The organism is Paenibacillus enshidis (assembly GCF_042136365.1).
Classification (GTDB): domain Bacteria; phylum Bacillota; class Bacilli; order Paenibacillales; family Paenibacillaceae; genus Paenibacillus; species Paenibacillus enshidis.
On the sequence record NZ_JBHHMI010000027.1, the window covers coordinates 19,471 to 37,960 of the forward strand.

The following is an 18,490-nucleotide window of genomic DNA, read 5'->3' on the forward strand; positions in this document are numbered from 1 at the left end:
AACGCGCAAGTAACAACCTTCCTGCGTTTATCGTACGATTGGAAGTGTCAGGATAAGGAGGAGTTATAAGTGGAAGGGATTTCTTCCAGCATGTCTTTAGGTGATTTTTTGCGTTCGCGGCGAGAACGTCTTACTCCGGAAGATGTAGGGTTAATATCCTATGGACGACGACGGACTCCGGGGCTACGAAGGGAAGAAGTGGCCCAGCTTGCCCATATCGGAACATCATGGTATTCCTCTTTGGAACAAGGCAGAAGTGTCAATCCATCTGAGGATGTACTGAATAACATAGCAAAAGCGCTGCGATTGACCGAGGATGAACGCCGCCATCTCCATCTTCTTGCAAGACCGGTCCAACAGAAAGAGGTAGAAAATCAGCAATTAAATGAAGGCTTGGAACGGATGATCAGGGCTCTTGAACCGAATCCGGCATTCGTAATCGGAAGATACTGGGATTTACTGTTTTGGAACAAAGCAGCAGAGTTCGTTTTTCAATTCCCACCATTTTCAAATCATACGCAGCACAGACCCAATTATTTGAGACTCTTTTTGACGGACACCACGCTGGGATCAGGCATAAAGGATTGGGAAAACAAAAGACAAATCATGATTGCACGCTTTCGTGCGGATTACGGGCACTTCCCTAATGATCCGGGATTCAAGGAGCTTATAGAGGAATTTATGCAGACCAGCCAGTTGTTTCGCGAGAGCTGGCCGATGCATGACGTTCAGGTCGTAACCGATTGCCACAAACGGTGGTACGATCCTCATATCGGAGAGATGGAGTTTGAACATGTGACCTTGCAGCCGCCGACCAATCCGGATCTGAAGATCATGATCTATACTGCTTCAACGGATACGGCTGCGCGTTTGCAAAGTTTAATAAACACTCAGGAGCATTTCTGATCACTTGTGTGATCAGAAATGGGTCAGAGCCGGCTCCAATTCTTTGAGTGTTAGCCGCCGCATGCCTGCTTCAAAATCCCGTTGAAATGTCTCCTGTAAAATCACTTCAGGAAATGATGGCATGGGATGCCGAATCTGATACGATTCCCATGCAGGGTTCCATGTATCTGCTCCCACCATGTCCTGATATATTACTATTTTGTCCGGAGCGAGAACGGCGTTAACGGTTTGAATGATTTGACATACCGAGCCCGCGAACGTTGCGTTGTCCATCTCACCATACCAATCCAGGTCCATGGGGAGAAACTTGATCTCTCCGGCCATGCCGTTCTTTCCTTTGACTATTTTTCCATCCAGATAGATCCCCATCCCTGGCGGGTATTTAGTTGGGAAATAGATGCCCAGTACAATTTGCCCGTCCTCCAAATCCTGCTTCGCACAATATCCAATGACGGCAGCATTCACATCATTCTCCACCATCACGGGCAATCCGAATTGGAATTCAATTTCCTCAATCATGCGAACCCCCGTCAGTTCCTGATGACCGCTCACGGTAATTTCACCATTGACGGTCTGTCCGGGAATGCCTATACCAATCACTTTAATGGAAGGATACAGTATCAGGAAGTGCCGGATCATCTCATAGAAGTGCTGCCGATCAAAAACCGGCATTAAGTATTCTTTTTTTAACAAAATATGATCTTCCAAATTCACGACCGTTGCGGAAACAAGCTCCTGTCCTTGTTTCTCCTTGATATAAATGACGAGGGCGAGACTGAAATCATAATTATAACGATAGGTTAGCGCGGGTCTTCCGCCGTTGGATGGAACGATCTCATCTTCAAATAGCTCTCCAAGATCATGCAGCTCCTTCACAAGGGAATTCACGGTAACTACACTCAGACTGGTCAGTTTGGCCAGCTGTGGTTTGGTTGCTGTTTCAACTCGTTTCATCACCTGGCGCACATTGTTTAAATTGATTTCTTTCATTAGATTGGCGCTTGCTTTTTTCATAATCCCCCTCTTTCCTGACGTCTATATTCATTCAGATGAAGTCCCACTCTGTCAGATCCTGCATCAGTACCCGGGCAAAAGCCAGTTGTTCATCTGTGTACTTACCCAAAAATGTCATAAAACGCTCCTCGGCCTCATGATGCAAGCGATCATGGATCTTATGCACTTTTTGGCCTTTTGGAGTCAAGCTATAATAAACTTCCTTTTTATTGTCATTGATCTGTTGCCTTTTGATTAATTCAAGCTTTAGCAGCTTTTTGCTTATTCTTGTGACAGAGCCCTTGGTCAATCCGGTTTTTTCAGCAATGGAGGTAACATTGATCGGTGAGAAATCTCCGATACATGCTATCAGATGAATATCAGATAAAGTCAGGCTGCTCTTTTCGCCCAATTCTTTTTCAAAATTTTGCATTTCTTCACGCATTCGGATAGCAAGCTTGCTCTCGCGAACTTCTTGTTGACTAACAAGCTGAATAAAGTTTTTGAATATCCATTGTTTAGAAAGCTCTGTTGGCTGCATTCATTATTTCACCTCTTTATAAATCTCCTTCCCATTATACATGATGGTTTTGAAAAAAACATTTTCAGCATGCTTCTGCTTATCCTTTGCTGGTTAACGCAATTCCTTGCTGCATGCGATCAAGACAATCCGGCTCTGTTCCCGTAATGGCCCATTCAATATAACCATCCGGACGAATCAATGCCGTATGCACATCATCCCAGCCTTGGGCCGGAGCAACCAGCGTTGCGCTTACGGTTTTAATATGTTGATGAGGCAATTCATCGATCAGGGCCTCTACGCGTTCATCTGAGGCTAAATGCAGCAGTACATATTTTCCTTCACGGAACAGCTCATAGCTGCTGAATGACTCGCCATTCTGACTGCGCAGCTTGATCTCCGCCAATCGGAAACCATTCAGGCCGTGTTCCGAGATGTTTCCCTGGGTGTTGTAGCGAATGTCTACTGCCGCTATTTGGCTGGCCAGGCGATAATTCGCTTCCGGGCTTTGCAGCAAATCCGAAATTATATTGCGCAAATGAATCATGGTAGGCGAGAAGTCCGTTCCGAATAACAGGGTTTGTACTCGGGTATTATTCAGCAAAGCAGTATTTACCGGAAGGCGTTCCTCATGATAAGTGTCCAATAACCCTGCTGGTGCCCATCCGTTGATTTCAGCAGCAAGCTTCCAGCCAAGATTCATGGCTTCCTGTAAGCCAACGTTCATCCCTTGTCCGCCTGCCGGAAAATGAATATGAGCGGCGTCTCCTGCCAGGAATACTCTGCCTTCTCTATAACGTTCAGCCTGGCGGGTAGCATTGCCAAAGCGGGTCAACCAATACGGGTCTGAAATCCCGTAGTCATCACCCAGCATGCGAATCATGCCGGTGCGCAGCTCCTCAAATGTGACAGGTTCGTTTTTGGGCACGGACGTTCTTTCCGGATCAATAAGAACGACACGGTGCAATTTATCCCTCACAGGTACAATCATAATCATACCCCGCTCATCGAAACGGGAAGTAACCATGGATTCAGGCGGATTGTTCAAAACAACGTCTCCTTGAATTGCGGTAAGTGTCTCGTCTGTTCCATTAAAAGGAATGTTGGCTTGCTTTCTCACGATACTTCCAGCCCCATCCGCGCCAACCACATAGGCTGTTGACAATGTAAATGGCCCGTTGGCCCCGGAAGCAACGACCTTCACTGCATTGGCACCCTGGCTAACAGATAATACCTCGATGCCACGGCGAATTTCGACGCCAAGTTGTACAGCTCTTTTTTCCAGTATCTTCTCTGTTTCTGTCTGGGCGATGAACAGTGAATAATTAGACGAAGAATCAATGACTTCAAAATTCATACGTGCTTCAAGTCCTGCAAAATGTCCAGTCGGCAGAGGCTTGCCTATTTTCAGCAATTCCTCTTTCAATCCACGCAAGTCCAGAAGCTCCAAGGTACGGGGATGGACGGTGAGCGCGCGCGAATACGGCGTGGCGGCCTCCAATCTTTCCAATACACAGACATTCACATTTGCCAAAGCCAATTCCCCGGCCACCATCATACCCACCGGGCCTCCGCCAACTACAATAACATCATAATTCATTTTCATTTCCCCTTTCTATTTTGTTTTCAACAAAACAATTTTATCATAATTTTGTTTTTCAAGAAACAATTAAATAGTATCACGATACTATCAACCTCCGCAACAAACCCAACTTTGCTAAAGCCGTCAGTTGCAATAGGTACTGCCACCTGTCTCCCTCAATGAATAACATTTTAATTGAACCTTTCATATGTTGAACCAAGTGATGAATGTCCAATCCGAGAAGAAGGATATCTTCCCAACGATTAAAAGGAGCGTGTACCTTCATGTGTCCCATATATTTCACTATTTTCCGTTTTTCATCTTCTCAAAAGGGGAAGGTCCAATGACCTCTAATCCGCAAACGAAAAGACGGTTAAAAATCGTTCAGGTCATATCTCCGAATGCACAGCCTCTCCCCTCCAACAAAGGAGGTACCGAGAAAGTTGTGTATGAATTGACTGAGGAGCTGGTGCGGCGCGACCATGAAATTACGCTGTTTGCCCCGCCTGGCAGCAAGAGCAGCGCCAAACTCATCACCTATCCTGAAAATTTAACGCATGAGGGGCTTTCCGACTTTGTACTGGACCGCCTTCCCCAGAACGTTGATCTTATTCATGACCATTCCTTCCGCTCATCGTTGGGACTGAGAAAACCGAATGTGCCCACCGTATGTACGATCCATCTCCCGGTGAAGCAGCAGGTTGAATATCCTGTATATGTAAGCAAGAGAGCACGGCAGGTTATGGGTAAAAATCGTGGATATTGCGTTTATAACGGCATTAATCCTGACGAGTACGAATTTAGTGCAGATAAACACGGTTATTTGCTGTTTTTAGGGCGGATCATACGTAATAAAGGCATATTACTGGCTCTTGATATCGCTAAAAAGACGGGAAAACATTTAGTTATTGCTGGTCCGATTAAAGCTCCCTCTTTTTTTAGAAAAGAGGTTAAACCCCGTATATCGAGTAACCCGAAAGTAAGTTTTGTCGGAGCTGTAGACGGGAAACAAAAACAGAAGCTGTTAAAGCATGCCCAGTGCCTTCTGTTTCCGACATTATGGGAAGAGCCTTTCGGATTGGTCATGATTGAGGCCATGGCTTGCGGTACACCCGTTCTCGCCTTGAAAAAAGGGGCGGTGCCTGAAGTGCTGTCCGGTTTTCCTCAATTGATATGCTCTTCCGTGGACGAAATGATTAAAAAGGTTAAAAAAGCGGCCTATCCGGCACCTTCGGCTCTTCGCAAGTACGTAGTTAAGAGATTTACGAACACGAGAATGACGGAGGAATACTTGAAAATATACCAGCAAGTGTTGGACGAACGGAATGTGACGGCCAAACGAAGATTGACCGCCAGACGGAGTGTGATGGCCAAGCGGAAGCTGACCGCCAGACGGAGTATGCTCACGCAACGGAAAAAGACGGTCAGACGGAGAATACAAGGTAAATCTGAATCGAACCGATAGGGCTCTGCTTCGCATCTCATTTAACGCTTGGTACAATTGAGCGTCAATATGAATCAGATCACGCCCTGTGCAATCATGGCATCCGCCACTTTTGTGAAGCCGGCAATGTTGGCCCCCACAACCAGATTGCCGGGATGGCCATACTCAGCTGCTGCATTTACGGACGATGTATAAATGTTTTTCATAATATCATGGAGCTTTGCATCCACTTCTTCAAAGGTCCAGGAGTATCTCATGCTGTTTTGTGCCATTTCAAGGGCAGAAACAGCGACCCCTCCCGCATTTGCAGCTTTGGCGGGGCCAAACAGTACATTTGCTTTGTGGAATACATCAATAGCTTCGAGGGTAGATGGCATATTGGCCCCTTCTCCAATAGCCTTGACGCCGCCCGCAACCAGTGTGATAGCTGCCTGCTCATCAATTTCATTTTGTGTGGCGCACGGGAGAGCGATATCACACGGGATGGACCAGATATTTTCACAGCCTTCCACATAAACAGCATCCGGATGCTCCTTCACATATTCACTGATCCGTTTTCTTTCCACTTCTTTCAAACGTTTTACCGTGTCGAATTTGATCCCATCCACATCATAGACATAACCGTTCGAATCACTGCATGCCAGCACTTTAGCCCCCAGTTGCGTGGCTTTCTGAATGGCATAAATGGCAACATTGCCGGAACCGGAGATGACCACCGTACTTCCCTCAAAATGCAAACCCTTGGATTGTAACATTTCGTTTACAAAATAAACCGTACCATAACCTGTAGCCTCTGTACGGCCAAGACTGCCGCCGTAACCGATTCCTTTGCCTGTCAGAACACCGGCTTCATTGCCGCCGCGAATTCGTTTATATTGACCAAACATATAACCGATCTCACGGGCCCCTACCCCGATATCGCCTGCAGGCACGTCGGTATCAGGGCCGATATATTTGTACAGTTCTGTCATGAAGCTCTGGGTAAACCGCATAATTTCACCTTCTGATTTCCCTTTCGGGTCAAAATCGGAACCGCCCTTCCCACCTCCGATCGGTTGGCCTGTAAGTGCGTTTTTGAAAATTTGTTCAAACCCGAGAAACTTAATAATACTCGCGTTTACGGAAGGATGGAATCTCAACCCGCCTTTGTAGGGTCCGAGAACGCTGTTAAACTGCACGCGGAAACCGCGGTTTACTTGCACAGCACCCTGGTCATTTACCCAGGGAACCCGGAAGGTGATCAATCTTTCCGGCTCAACGATTCTATCCAAAATACCATGCTGCATATATTTCGGATGCTTGGCAATAACAGGAACCAGCGATTCAAGAATCTCTTTCACCGCCTGGTGAAACTCGATCTCGTAAGGATTTCGTTTGACTACAGCTTCATATACATTCTGGATATACTTGTTTGCTGTTACTTCTACTTGCTCCAACGCTGAACCATGGGCCACGATGTTCATCCACCTTCATCATCATAATATTAAACTCCAGGCTGAATCCAAATCCATGCATCACTATTTAGTTCAACATATTAATTGAAATACCAACGAATTGGCAACAATTATTTACAACGGATGTTAAGTTTTTATTTTTTCATGCTGATAAAACTTTTTTATTGGTTTGAATCCTTGTTATTTCGCTGCCACCTGACCACATTGCCGGCGGCTCACTCTACCTCGTTGTACAATGCTTACAAGAATGTGTGCGGATTCTATGAATCTGCACTTTCCAATAAAAAACACCTATGAATACTGATATGCATAGGGTGGAAGAAATGGCGAATATTTTCTATCAAATCATAGACGGCATGGATGAGGAATGCAAACGAACGAACCACCAGCGCTTTCTTCCGCGTTGACGGTTCGTTCGTCTTTTGGCCTGTTGCAAGGTGAACTTTCCGCAATGTTTAGTTAAACCCGCCGTTTACGCGAATCGTCTGTCCCGTGATCCAACGGGCTTTGTCGCTGACGAGCAGTTCTAACGCATTCGCGATATCCTCCGGTTCCCCGAGTCTTCCAAACGCGTTCATACTGCGGAATGAATTAACCAGCTCCTCCGATTTGCCGTTCAGGAACAGCTCTGTCGATACCTGTCCAGGCGCAATGCAATTGATGATGATATCTTTAGGACCGAATTCCTTGGCCAGTTGGCGGGTCAATTGTTCGACAGCCCCTTTCGTTGCGGCGTAGACGCTATACGTCGGGAGCATTGCACCCGATACGGAGGTCGAGAAGTTGATGATCGTCCCGCCTTGTGCCATATGCTGCATCGCTTGCTGACATGCGAAATAAGTTCCTTTCACGTTAATCGCAAAATGGCGGTCAAACATCTCCTCGGTCACGTCAGCGATCGCCATGTTTTCCATAACGCCCGCATTATTGACCAGAATGTCCACGCGCCCGAACCGCTCAAGTGTCTCCGAGAATAGCGCTTCGACTTCGCTTACCTTGCCTACGTTAGCGCGAAGGGCAACAGCTTCGCCGCCGGCTTGCTCAATCGTCTTTACGACCTCGTCCGCTTTCCCCTGATTCGAGGAATAATTGACGACCACCTTTGCTCCGGATTGCGCTAATTGCATGGCTATTTGCCGTCCGATGCCACGCGACGCCCCTGTAACGATGGCTACTTTTCCATTTAGACTCATTTATGTTCTCTCCTTATATCTGAATTTGGGCCGGTCGGTGCCCGGCCTTGCAAATTTATTGTAGTAAATGTTTGAATGAACCTGTTAGAACATAACTGTTCGATCCTTGCCTATTTCTCTTCCGTATCGTTATTATAGAAGTAACTACAACCTTTTTGAAAGGAGCCCGCTAACAATGGACACTATGAATGAGTCACAACGTATGAAGCAAGTCTTGCAGCAATTGGCACTCCTGATACGTCGCCATGCTCCTTTGAACGGCATACATCAAACGGCCGTACCTTCTTTGACGCTAATGTATGCCACTCATTTGTCTGAACCGCTTGAATCTGTATATAAACCTTCCATTTGCGTCGTGGCGCAAGGGGCGAAGACGGCCACATTGGCCGACGAAAGCTACCGGTACGATCCTTCGTCTTACCTGGTCACTTCCGTCGAATTGCCGATCATCGGCAAAATCGTCGAAGCTTCGCCAGAGATCCCGTATTTAAGCTTGAAGCTGAGTTTCGACGCCGACGTCATCCTGGACATCGTGAAGGAGATGAACGACCCTGCTTTTGCACCCGAAGCAGCTGGTCCCGGCATCACTGTGAACCGAACGACTCCCGAATTGCTGGAAGCCATCGTACGGCTCATGCAGCTGCTTGATACACCTCGGGACATTCAGATTGTTGCGCCGCTCGTCATCCGTGAAATTCTGTATCGGGTGCTTCAAGGCGAACAAGGCGCGCTCATCCATCAATTCGCGATCATTGGCAGCCATGCCCACAGCATCGCCCAAGCGGTTCAGTTGATTAACCGGCAGTATAACCGTGCGCTCGTGATTGAGCAGCTTGCTAAGTCCGTGAACATGAGCACGTCGGCGTTTCATAAACATTTCAAGCGCGTCACGGCCATGAGCCCTTTGCAATACCAGAAAACGGTGCGTTTGCAGGAAGCCCGGCGATTAATGTTGACTGAAACCGTGCAAGCAACCGAAGCAGCCTACCGTGTAGGCTACGAGAGCCCATCCCAATTCAGCCGGGAATATGCCCGTATGTACGGACGGCCGCCGGTGCTGGATGTGCAGGAGCTTCGCGATTCGCTTGCAGGTTCCTATGGATTTGAAGGGAGATATTGAAGTTATGGTACCGAAAAAGGTCACCTGGTTGGAGCTTTTTTATGATTTACTTTTTGTAGCAGCAGTATCCAAAGCAACTCATGTCTTATTACATGCAGACCATGGAATCATTCCTATGGAGTATTTATTTAAATTTATTTTGATTTTTATTCCTATCTGGTGGGGGTGGGTAGGACAGACTCTCTTTATTAACAGATTTGGTCAAGATATCGTTAGTCATAGAATATTGATCATTCTTCAACTATTTTTTGTATTGGTCATGACAGCGAGCCTGTCCCCTGACTTTGATCAATACTATCTTCCCTTCTTTGTAGGATACATAGGCTCGAGAGCGCTGACAGCCATTCAATATCTTTTGGTACGTAAAACCAACGCTGATCATCACCGATTGACCGCTTCCTATTTGGGCTCACACTTTTTGATCGGCATATTGATATCGGCCTGCTCGCTTTTCTTTGACTCCTGGATACGGTATGTCATTTTGTATATGGGAATTGCTGTGGATATTCTACTTCCTTTAATTGGACGCCGGCATCTGGTGAAAACACCAATCAATACCCATCACTTATTTGAACGTTTTGCCCTGTTCACCCTCATTCTTTTAGGTGAATCCGTAATCAGCATACTTGCTGTATTGCAGTTTAATAACTGGGATCTGCCCTCTATTTTGTTTGTGGCGTTTACAAGCATATTAATCATTGCAATATGGTGGCAGTACTTTGAGAATATAGAGACTAAAGTGAGCAAGGATATACAAACTGCCGGCCAAACGATTATTTATGGTCACCTATTTATATACTTATCCATGAGCATGATAGCGGCTTCCATTCAATTATTATACCAAGAACAGCTGGATTACTTATTTATGCTGATTTTTGTATTTGGATCTGTGCTATTGTATTTTTTCTCTACATCTTTGGTTTTTCACCGGTACAGACACAAGCACCTGCGTTTGAAACCCTATCATTTGGCGGTATTATTAGGGATTATCGGTTGTTGTATAGCGTTTGACTTGATTTATCAAGTCCCTAATTATGTAATCGTGGGAGAAATCATGGTGTTCTTTATCGGGTACGCGAAGTTAACAACATGATTTTGAAAAAAGGTAAACCATCCAGGAATGATAGATCTCCAGGATGGTTTTGTTTTCTCAATTTTTACCCTTCCGTCAAATCCGCCCTCAAATCACTTGCCACTTCAATCATTTTGGGGATGACGGCTTCATCGTAAACGGCTACATACAGATCACCCATATAATGCCGGAAAGGAATTTGCAAATCGCCATAGCTCCACATGAAAAAATCGCCATCAATGGACATTGTACTGGCAGGTCCTGACACGGTATAGACCGGTGAGTATGTAAAATCGGGCTGGGATGCAAAGTAAAGTTTGCACTCTTGCAAAGTAATGGTCTGTTCCGCAGAATTTTCCTGAAATGACCTGGTGATGCGAAACCGCTGGCTCATTAAGACTCCTCCAATATGTTTTGTTATACGTTTGCTTTGCATATCATAATACTTGGTTAAGTAATGGATGTGTCTATTATTTAAAAAAAGTGCTGAAAACATACAGCTAGATAACTGAAGTCCATTGTACACTATTTCAGGAAAGTTTGGTGTTATCGCGATGCCTAAAGTGGATCGAAGAATACTTAAAACGCAAGAAGCATAAAAAAAGATGGGTCAGCAAATGCATGGCTGACCCATCTTTTGACGTTGAACAGAAACTCATTTTGCCTCGCTTGTTTGCGCCAGCTTTTCCTCCACCAGCTTCGTTGGGGTCACATCATTTCCTTCAGGATCGACGACGGATACGCTTAACAGGGTATTTTTAAATTGCCCCCGAATGATCTGTAAATAATCCTGCCGCAGCACAGCCTGTTCGGACTTCTCGTGTTCAGTCAGCCCTTCCCCGCGCTGCTTTCTGCTCAGCTCATTGATTCTATCAAGTATTTGGATCATTGTAATGCCCCTCTTTCATAGTAATGTAGAGTGCGGAAAATATTCTACATTAATTTATCTTGATATAAAGATATATGATTTTCATCTAAGTGTCAATAGATAAAAAGCAGCTCCCATGATTACATCCATTACACTATCGCACAACAATGTGCGTTCTTGTGAGAACACCGGGATTGAACTATGATTGATTCCACGGCAAGAACGTTGTTGGGACTCTCCCCTAGAGCCGATTTATATTAAAGGAGCTGGATTTAATGAACCACAGCATGAAAAAAGAGGACATATTGGCAGCCTTTGAATTTAGACATGCCACCAAGGAATTTGATCCGACAAAGAAAATTTCTGCCGAAGATTTTGATTTCATTCTCGAAACAGCCCGGCTCTCTCCAAGCTCGGTTGGCCTTGAACCCTGGAAGTTTGTCGTTGTCCAGAATGCGGATTTGCGTGAGAAGCTGCGTGCCGTGAGTTGGGGCGCACAAGGGCATATGCCTACAGCCAGCCATGTCGTATTAGTTTTGGCGCGCAAAGATGCAAGCTACAAGTCCGACTACTTCTGGCAGCAATTGACCGGAGTTAAGCAAATCCCTGCGGAGAACGTAAAAAACATGATGGGCCGCTACCAGTCATTCCAGGAAGAAGATTTCAAGCTGATGGACTCGGAACGCGCGCTGTTTGATTGGGCTTCCAAGCAAACCTACATTGCCCTCGGCAACATGATGACCAGCGCCGCTCTTATTGGCATTGACTCCTGTCCGATCGAAGGCTTCGCTAGAGACGCTGTGGACACCATTTTACGCGAAGAAGGGCTGCTGGAAAACGATCAGTACGGAATCAGCGTGATGGCTGCGTTCGGGTACCGTGTCAAAGCTCCGCGTCCTAAGACAAGAAGAGAAGCGACTGACGTGATCCGCTGGGTTGAATAAAAAGGTCAAGCTTCCAGCGCGCACCAATTTTCTATTGGTGCGCGCTGTTTGAGTTTACTTGCTTTCTTTTTTTAATCTTTGGCCGTGTTAATTCGAAGCTATGGTTCACCATTTCATGAATTTCCTGCTCCGGGAGCTCCCCATCCAAGATAAGAGTATTCCAATGCTCTTTGTTCATATGGTATCCGGGCGTCACTTCTTTAAACAGGCTGCGCAGAAAATCAGCACGGCTGGGTTCGCATTTAAGGTTGACACATAAGTGGCCGTCATGATGAAAAATCAGCGCAAATATTTTCTTATTTCCTTTGTGACGCATAACAGTCCAATCTTCCCCAAAAGGGTGGTCTTCATAAGAGCCTAGGTATGACAGACAGTATTCAATGATTTCATCTTTAGTCATAGTAAGCCCTCCGTAAGCGAAATATGTCGTTGTTTCTTTTATAATAGCACGTATGTTCGCTTCGCAAAAGTGGAATATGATCCATCTCCCATCCACACTGAATGGAGACTTTATGTTATGGATAAGTATTACCTTCATTTAACAATAATAGCGCTTCTGTTTTACAAAACTCATATATGATCATGTTGTAATATACTCTACACATTGGAGTGTGAGCTTAGTGAACAAGCGTGCTGTTAAAAAAGCAATCCTGTCTATTGCTGCTGTCGGAGTACTTGGTGCGCCACTTTTTGCCGCCGATTTCTCTCAAGTATCTGCCGCAGCATCGGACAACCAGAAATCTCCCTATCCGAAAAATGTCATTCTGTTTATTGGCGACGGGATGGGACAAGCCACCCGGGATGCGGTCACACTGGCTACGGTCGGCAAATCCGGCAATCTGGAAATGGACAAGATGCCAGTTATCGGACTTGTCAGCACGGATTCAGGCGATAACCTGGTGACAGATTCCGCGGCAGCGGCCAGCGCCATTGCCACCGGAGTCAAAACGTATAACGGCGCGATTGGCATGGATATGAAGAAAAAGCCTGTCACCACGATTATGGAGCAGGCCAAGAAAGCGGGTCTTTCCACCGGTATCGTCACGACCAGCCAGGTTACGGATGCTACGGGTGCGGCATTTGGCGCACATGTAGAAAACCGTTCAGCCCAAAGCGACATTGCCAAGCAGTATTTGGAAAAAAGTAAAGTAGATGTCATTCTCGGCGGCGGGGAAGATTTCTGGTATCCGAAAGGAACACCTGGCGCTCACAAAGATGCCCCGGCTGAAGATCCTGAAGAAGCAAGCAAAGGCACCCAGGGCAATCTGGTTGAGCAGGCCAAAAAGCTGGGTTATAAATATGTAACCACCAGCGCTGAAATGAAAGCCGCTTCCGGCAGCAAGCTGCTCGGCCTGTTCGCAAATGAGGAGATGTTCCAGGCGCATAATGAACTGGGTAACTCCTATAAACCGACGGTTCCACTGCCTGATATGACGGCAAAAGCCATCGATGTGCTCTCCAAAAATAAAAAAGGGTTCTTCCTCGTGGTCGAGGAAGAAGCCACGGATGAAATGGCACATGACAATGAAGCCGAATTAACGATCAAGGCCGGCCAGCAGCTTGATAAAGCCGTGAAGGTGGCCAAGGATTACGCCAAGTCCCACCCTGACACGCTTGTTCTTGTGACAGCAGATCATGAAACCGGCGGTATGGCCATTGAAGGCGAGGACGACGAAGATGAGTCCGGTGACGGTATGTCCAAGGAGGACGGCCCATTTGCGATCCATGGTTCTAACGAAAAGTTCTATATCGACTGGACTACCGGCGGCCATACAGCGATCAACGTGCCACTGACGGCCATGGGACCTGGCTCCGAGAAATTCGCAGGCAGTTATCCGAATACCGCCATTCATGATAAGCTCGTGCAATTGCTGAAACTGAAGAAATAAGCATGAACAGTGTTAAATGAACATACAGGAAGTCCATGGACGCCGGCATTATACCGGCGTTCTTTTTCGATAATTTTTGCGGAGACCATCCTCTTCCCTTCTTCCGGTCCCTCCCTGTCTTGCCCTTAAAGTATGGATACAAAGTGGACAATTAACCCATCCTATCATACACTGTGAGTTGACTTTCGTTTTCTAAAAACAGCCATAGCGAGGTAAGCTGATTTTATGTATAAAGTGGCTATATGCGATGATGAGCAGCAGCAAAGAGAGCTTGTAAAAAATATGCTGATCGCTTTATCGGTCAAGACGAATTTAAACTTTGACATTGAAATGTTCAGTTCCGGAGAAGAACTGGCAGCCTATTATGAAAACAATAATCCCTCCTTCCATATCTTGATATTGGATGTTGAAATGAACGGCATCAACGGTATTCAAACCGCCAGAAAAATAAGAAGCTTGAAGAACGTTGATGAGCAAATTATTTTTTTGACCAGTTACCCGGAGTACATGCTGGAGAGCTTTGATGTAGTGACATACCAGTATTTAATCAAACCGGTAGCACCCCATATTTTTGAAGAAAAAATAGTAAAGCTGCATCAGTATTTTCAAGCTCAGGATCCAAAATTTATAGTTATTAAGTCGGCTTATGAAGAAGTGATATTGAAGCATCATGAGATTATTGCCATTGAAGCTGCCAAAAGCTTAACGATTAAAAATAAATTGCATTTTGTGACCCAGAATCAAACCTATGAGAGCAAAGGCATTATTTCGAACTATGCATCAGCGCTAAAGGATTTTCATTTCCTGCAAATTCATCGGTCCATTATTATCAATCTGCTTCATGTGAAAAAATTTGCCGGAGGCAAGGTATTCATGTCAAATGCAATGGAATTGCCCATTGGGCGCTCGAAAATAAAAGAAGTAAAAGACGCATATACCAAGTTTATGGTCACAGAGATGGGATGAGATGATGGACTACAGATTATTGCTGCTTAATTTTGTTGTTTCACTCGTCATGTGCTTGCAACTGAATTTTTATTTCAACTCGGTTTTGAGCAAGTCCACCAAGAAGGCCAACAGTATGGTTTATTTGCTTATATTTTGGGTATTGGATTTTCTATATTTATGTGCCGAGCTGCCTGCTCTGGTCTCTTCCCTTAGTGCATTAGTTGTGATCTTCAGTTTGGCTCATGCTTATCATGTGGATTTAAAATTAAAGATCATTTTCTCAACACTTTACGCCGTTTTGCTTACTCTGGTTAATTATATATCTACTTACATTCTGTATGATGTGGAGACATTTGATCTCAATAGTCTGCATAACATGAACAATGCACAATTTCTGTTTTCCAAAATTATGCTACTCAGCTGTATGCTCATGTTTCCCCTCATTCAGATCATACGGCTGGTTGCCAAACGAAAAAGCTTCCCGATCCATACCCGCTACTATCTGTTATTCCTGATTGTGCCGGTTGTGAGCATTATCCAAGGCAATGTTATGTCTATGTATAGTGAAAAAAACATATATTATTTCATATCCATCTTTGGCCTTCTTTTATTGAATGTGTTCATTGTCTATATCTTTGATAATATTGTCGAAAAATTCCAATTGATTCATCAGAATTCCCAACTGCAAAATCAGATGGACTATCAGGATGCCAACTATGAGAAAACGGTGCACAGCTTCAAAAACATTAAAAGAATCGTTCATGATACGAACCAGCAGTTTTTGTATATCGAGGAATGTATCAAAAGAAACGAGCTCGAACAGGCGCGTGAACACATAAGAGTTACATTAAATAAAATTGAAGACGCCTATCATAGAGTAAATACTGGCAACCTGGTGATCGACGCCCTGGTTACGAATACGCTGAATATCGGACAGGCAAACGGCATTAAAATAGATACAAAACTCAGTCTAGCCATGAAAGACATTCATATTGAACGGTACGACTTATGTGTCGTTTTGGGCAACATGCTGGATAATGCGATAGAAGCATCCAAAAAGATCAAGATCGCGGATGACAGGTATATGCTTATTAAAATCCATTCTAATGAATCCGCCCTCTTCCTTCACATTCTCAATCATGTGGAAAAAGAGGACGTATCATTGTACAGCCAGAAACCCAATCCGGAATTTCATGGACTTGGCTTAACCAATATTTCAAGAATATGCGAGAAGTACGGCGGGAACATGACGATTGAGATGAAAAATAAAGTATTTAATAACATGGTTGTACTGCCTTTTCATACGAACAATCCCTAAGCCTTCTGTCGTTTGGGGATTGTTTTTTGCGTTTGAGGGTCTTCTTGCCCTTCCTGCTCCTTGTTGAATGTATGCTGAAAGCAGCTATTCATTTAGAGCATACAAGGAGGAAAAAGAAATTGAAAAAAATAGGGATTACAGTTATCGCTATAATGCTTGTGCTGCTGCAGGTGCCCTGGGCTTCCGGGGCTTCGGCCGAAGGCAATGATGATACGGTTGCAGAGAAAGCCCGCAAGCTGGCTTCGGCACTAATATCCGATTATGGGGTTAGTTCCGTTCAATATGCCATTCTGGATAACGGTGCAATTACCTTATCCGATAGCGCAGGAGTAAATGGGAAGGAAGCCGATGATTCCATTAATAAAGATACGATGTATGCCATTGGTTCTGTCAGCAAAATGTATTCAGCTGCCGCAACGATGATGCTGGTTGATGCCGGTAAGGTCGATATTGATCAGCCGCTTACGACCTATATCAAGGATTTTAAAATGGCGGATGAAAGATACAAGCAAATCACACCGCGGATGCTGCTCAATCACTCGTCAGGTCTTTATGGTTCCCATTATAAAAACAGCATGTTATTCGATGACAATTCCACAGAAAAGCATGATGAGCTATTGGAAAAGCTGCAGTCTGAGCGTTTGAAATCGAACCCTGGTGAATACTCCGTTTACACCAATGACGGATTTCAGCTGCTGGAACTTCTGGTTGAACGTGTGAGTGGTATGACATACAGCGAATTCCTTGCGACCCATATCAGTAAACCGTTGAATTTAAATTTCACAAAAACACCGCTTGATTCATTTGACAGACAGCAGCTGGCCAAAACATATTTTCCTGGAATTGAGGGACCCCTGCCTGTTGAAAATCCCAATATTCTCGGGACAGGCGGTCTTTACTCTACAGCAGAAGAGTTGACCAAATTTTCTGAAGTCTTAATGGGCCAGAAGCCGGATATTTTATCCAAGCAATCGGCAGCTGCCATGGAAAATCCCGAATACCGGAAAGGAGTCTGGGTTCCTGAAGAGAGAAATATTTATAATTACGGGCTCGGCTGGGATGCGGTCGAATTGGCTCCGTTTAGTGATTATGGCATCACTGCTTTAAACAAAGGCGGGGATACCATAATGTACCACTCTGCCCTGATTTCCTTACCCGAGCATCATTTGTCAATGGCAGTCATTTCTTCCGGCGGATCTTCAATTTATGATACGATATTTGCTTCTAATATTTTGCAGGAGGTTTTAAAGGAGAAAGGCATTATTAAAGATATCACTCCTCCAAAAACAGCTATACCTCCTGTAAAAGTGGATATGCCCGCAGATTTGGCCGCTAATTCAGGCTTATACGGAACCGTTGGTGCAACCATACATGTGAATATTCAAAACGGGGAGTTTGAGCTGCCTGGTCTGATGAGTGAAATGATACCAGCCCAGAAATATGTTTATACAGGCAACAGCCGCTTCACCAGCAGTGACGGCAGTGCTGAAGTAAGCTTTGAGAAACAAACCAATGGAAAAACCTATATCAAAGCGAATGTGCTTTTGGACTTCCCAGGTTTGGGTCAAACGGAAGCGGTGTATTATGAATATCAAAAGCTGGACGATAACCCTGTAAATGATTCTGTGAAAAAGGCATGGGGAGATAGAAATAATAAGAAATACTATGCCCTGGATGAAAAAATAAATTCACTATTTTATTTGGTGCCTGCAGCAATTTTAATAAAAAATATAGCTGTTGATAAAGGTTATGCCAGCGGCACTAGAATTGTAGATGAAAACCATGCTGTCAATGCCGTCGAAATACCTGTGATGAACGGGAGAGATACATTTGATTTGAATTTTTACAAAAAGGATAACTCGGAGTACTTGCAGTCTGGTGATCAACACTTTATTCGTGAGGATGCTATGAAACCGCTGCCTGCTGCGGAAACATCCCAATATACAGTACCATCTAATGGATTTGCTCAATGGTTTAAAATTGACGAAAGTACAGCAAATAAAACCATGACTGTAGATTTCCCGAAAAACGGCGGTTTTGCTGTTTATGATGAAAATGACTCGGTTGTGCACTTATCAACGGTAGACTCTGAGCGCTCGGTCATCCTTCCCAAAGGTGGCTTGATCGTTTTTGGCGGCAATGCGGGAGATGTCTTTAAAGTTACATTAAAAAAACAATAAAATCATGGGCGAACCGCAACGCTTTCTTCCGCGTTGACGATTCGCCCATTTTTTATCAA

General features: G+C 44.8%; 17 protein-coding genes. 9 read left to right on the forward strand and 8 right to left on the reverse strand.

Annotated elements, in window-relative coordinates; translation table 11 throughout:
• Positions 1 to 69: 69 nt before the first annotated feature.
• Positions 70 to 906, forward strand: a complete 837-nt coding sequence (locus tag ACE41H_RS20890; protein WP_375357490.1) for a helix-turn-helix transcriptional regulator — start codon at positions 70 to 72, stop codon at positions 904 to 906.
• Between the two features lie 12 nt (positions 907 to 918).
• Here the strand turns inward: ACE41H_RS20890 and ACE41H_RS20895 are convergent, their stop codons facing one another.
• From ACE41H_RS20895 to ACE41H_RS20905, 3 genes are all read right to left on the reverse strand, one after another.
• A complete protein-coding gene (locus ACE41H_RS20895) occupies positions 919 to 1,920 on the reverse strand; it encodes an ROK family protein (protein WP_375357491.1) in 1,002 nt (333 codons plus the stop codon).
• 31 nt (positions 1,921 to 1,951) lie between these two features.
• Positions 1,952 to 2,440, reverse strand: coding sequence for a MarR family transcriptional regulator (locus tag ACE41H_RS20900; RefSeq protein WP_375357492.1), 489 nt, complete (start codon positions 2,438 to 2,440; stop codon positions 1,952 to 1,954).
• Between the two features lie 79 nt (positions 2,441 to 2,519).
• On the reverse strand, positions 2,520 to 4,019 hold the full coding sequence (locus ACE41H_RS20905) for a monooxygenase (protein ID WP_375357493.1): 1,500 nt from the start codon (positions 4,017 to 4,019) through the stop codon (positions 2,520 to 2,522).
• 325 nt (positions 4,020 to 4,344) lie between these two features.
• Between ACE41H_RS20905 and ACE41H_RS20910 the strand changes: the two genes are divergently transcribed.
• The gene (locus ACE41H_RS20910) at positions 4,345 to 5,466 is read left to right on the forward strand and encodes a glycosyltransferase family 4 protein (protein ID WP_375357494.1); all 1,122 of its coding nucleotides are present in this window, start codon (positions 4,345 to 4,347) and stop codon (positions 5,464 to 5,466) included.
• 53 nt (positions 5,467 to 5,519) lie between these two features.
• Here the strand turns inward: ACE41H_RS20910 and gdhA are convergent, their stop codons facing one another.
• Together gdhA and ACE41H_RS20920 are read right to left on the reverse strand one after the other, a co-directional pair.
• On the reverse strand, positions 5,520 to 6,899 hold the full coding sequence (gene gdhA / locus ACE41H_RS20915) for an NADP-specific glutamate dehydrogenase (RefSeq protein WP_375357495.1): 1,380 nt from the start codon (positions 6,897 to 6,899) through the stop codon (positions 5,520 to 5,522).
• A gap of 455 nt (positions 6,900 to 7,354) precedes the next feature.
• Positions 7,355 to 8,092: an SDR family oxidoreductase gene (locus ACE41H_RS20920; protein ID WP_375357496.1), complete on the reverse strand. Its 738-nt coding sequence runs from the start codon at positions 8,090 to 8,092 to the stop codon at positions 7,355 to 7,357.
• A 202-nt stretch (positions 8,093 to 8,294) separates the two neighbouring features.
• Between ACE41H_RS20920 and ACE41H_RS20925 the strand changes: the two genes are divergently transcribed.
• Positions 8,295 to 9,212 carry an AraC family transcriptional regulator gene (locus ACE41H_RS20925; RefSeq protein ID WP_375357497.1) on the forward strand — a complete coding sequence of 306 codons (918 nt, stop codon included), beginning with the start codon at positions 8,295 to 8,297 and terminating at the stop codon, positions 9,210 to 9,212.
• A 4-nt stretch (positions 9,213 to 9,216) separates the two neighbouring features.
• On the forward strand, positions 9,217 to 10,305 hold the full coding sequence (locus tag ACE41H_RS20930; RefSeq protein WP_375357522.1) for a low temperature requirement protein A: 1,089 nt from the start codon (positions 9,217 to 9,219) through the stop codon (positions 10,303 to 10,305).
• A gap of 64 nt (positions 10,306 to 10,369) precedes the next feature.
• Here ACE41H_RS20930 and ACE41H_RS20935 read toward each other — a convergent pair whose 3' ends face one another.
• Positions 10,370 to 10,678, reverse strand: a complete 309-nt coding sequence (locus ACE41H_RS20935; RefSeq protein WP_375357498.1) for a hypothetical protein — start codon at positions 10,676 to 10,678, stop codon at positions 10,370 to 10,372.
• Between the two features lie 261 nt (positions 10,679 to 10,939).
• On the reverse strand, positions 10,940 to 11,173 hold the full coding sequence (locus ACE41H_RS20940; RefSeq protein WP_375357499.1) for a DUF896 domain-containing protein: 234 nt from the start codon (positions 11,171 to 11,173) through the stop codon (positions 10,940 to 10,942).
• Between the two features lie 254 nt (positions 11,174 to 11,427).
• Here ACE41H_RS20940 and ACE41H_RS20945 point away from each other — a divergent pair, with 254 nt between their 5' ends.
• The gene (locus ACE41H_RS20945) at positions 11,428 to 12,096 is read left to right on the forward strand and encodes an NAD(P)H-dependent oxidoreductase (RefSeq protein ID WP_375357500.1); all 669 of its coding nucleotides are present in this window, start codon (positions 11,428 to 11,430) and stop codon (positions 12,094 to 12,096) included.
• A 31-nt stretch (positions 12,097 to 12,127) separates the two neighbouring features.
• Here ACE41H_RS20945 and ACE41H_RS20950 read toward each other — a convergent pair whose 3' ends face one another.
• Entirely contained in the window at positions 12,128 to 12,496 is a 369-nt protein-coding gene (locus ACE41H_RS20950; protein ID WP_375357501.1) for an MmcQ/YjbR family DNA-binding protein, read from the reverse strand.
• A 220-nt stretch (positions 12,497 to 12,716) separates the two neighbouring features.
• On the opposite strand from ACE41H_RS20950, the gene ACE41H_RS20955 reads away from it, so the two are divergent.
• The 4 genes from ACE41H_RS20955 (at position 12,717) to ACE41H_RS20970 (ending at position 18,431) form a co-directional block, all read left to right on the forward strand.
• Positions 12,717 to 13,985 carry an alkaline phosphatase gene (locus ACE41H_RS20955; RefSeq protein ID WP_375357502.1) on the forward strand — a complete coding sequence of 423 codons (1,269 nt, stop codon included), beginning with the start codon at positions 12,717 to 12,719 and terminating at the stop codon, positions 13,983 to 13,985.
• Between the two features lie 225 nt (positions 13,986 to 14,210).
• Positions 14,211 to 14,951 (forward strand): LytR/AlgR family response regulator transcription factor, encoded by a 741-nt coding sequence (locus tag ACE41H_RS20960; protein WP_375357503.1) that lies wholly within the window; start codon positions 14,211 to 14,213, stop codon positions 14,949 to 14,951.
• 1 nt (position 14,952) lies between these two features.
• Positions 14,953 to 16,251 carry an ATP-binding protein gene (locus tag ACE41H_RS20965; protein ID WP_375357504.1) on the forward strand — a complete coding sequence of 433 codons (1,299 nt, stop codon included), beginning with the start codon at positions 14,953 to 14,955 and terminating at the stop codon, positions 16,249 to 16,251.
• Between the two features lie 119 nt (positions 16,252 to 16,370).
• Positions 16,371 to 18,431 (forward strand): serine hydrolase domain-containing protein, encoded by a 2,061-nt coding sequence (locus tag ACE41H_RS20970; protein WP_375357505.1) that lies wholly within the window; start codon positions 16,371 to 16,373, stop codon positions 18,429 to 18,431.
• Positions 18,432 to 18,490: the final 59 nt, after the last annotated feature.

Coding starts and splice junctions, on each gene's coding strand:
- ACE41H_RS20925 (WP_375357497.1), top strand. CDS start 8,295: ATGAAGCAAGTCTTGCAGCAATTGGCACTCCTGATACGTCGCCATGCT.
- ACE41H_RS20965 (WP_375357504.1), top strand. CDS start 14,953: ATGATGGACTACAGATTATTGCTGCTTAATTTTGTTGTTTCACTCGTC.
- ACE41H_RS20910 (WP_375357494.1), top strand. CDS start 4,345: ATGACCTCTAATCCGCAAACGAAAAGACGGTTAAAAATCGTTCAGGTC.
- ACE41H_RS20950 (WP_375357501.1), bottom strand. CDS start 12,496: ATGACTAAAGATGAAATCATTGAATACTGTCTGTCATACCTAGGCTCT.
- ACE41H_RS20900 (WP_375357492.1), bottom strand. CDS start 2,440: ATGCAGCCAACAGAGCTTTCTAAACAATGGATATTCAAAAACTTTATT.
- ACE41H_RS20960 (WP_375357503.1), top strand. CDS start 14,211: ATGTATAAAGTGGCTATATGCGATGATGAGCAGCAGCAAAGAGAGCTT.
- ACE41H_RS20935 (WP_375357498.1), bottom strand. CDS start 10,678: ATGAGCCAGCGGTTTCGCATCACCAGGTCATTTCAGGAAAATTCTGCG.
- ACE41H_RS20945 (WP_375357500.1), top strand. CDS start 11,428: ATGAACCACAGCATGAAAAAAGAGGACATATTGGCAGCCTTTGAATTT.
- ACE41H_RS20895 (WP_375357491.1), bottom strand. CDS start 1,920: ATGAAAAAAGCAAGCGCCAATCTAATGAAAGAAATCAATTTAAACAAT.
- ACE41H_RS20940 (WP_375357499.1), bottom strand. CDS start 11,173: ATGATCCAAATACTTGATAGAATCAATGAGCTGAGCAGAAAGCAGCGC.
- ACE41H_RS20920 (WP_375357496.1), bottom strand. CDS start 8,092: ATGAGTCTAAATGGAAAAGTAGCCATCGTTACAGGGGCGTCGCGTGGC.
- ACE41H_RS20905 (WP_375357493.1), bottom strand. CDS start 4,019: ATGAATTATGATGTTATTGTAGTTGGCGGAGGCCCGGTGGGTATGATG.
- ACE41H_RS20930 (WP_375357522.1), top strand. CDS start 9,217: ATGGTACCGAAAAAGGTCACCTGGTTGGAGCTTTTTTATGATTTACTT.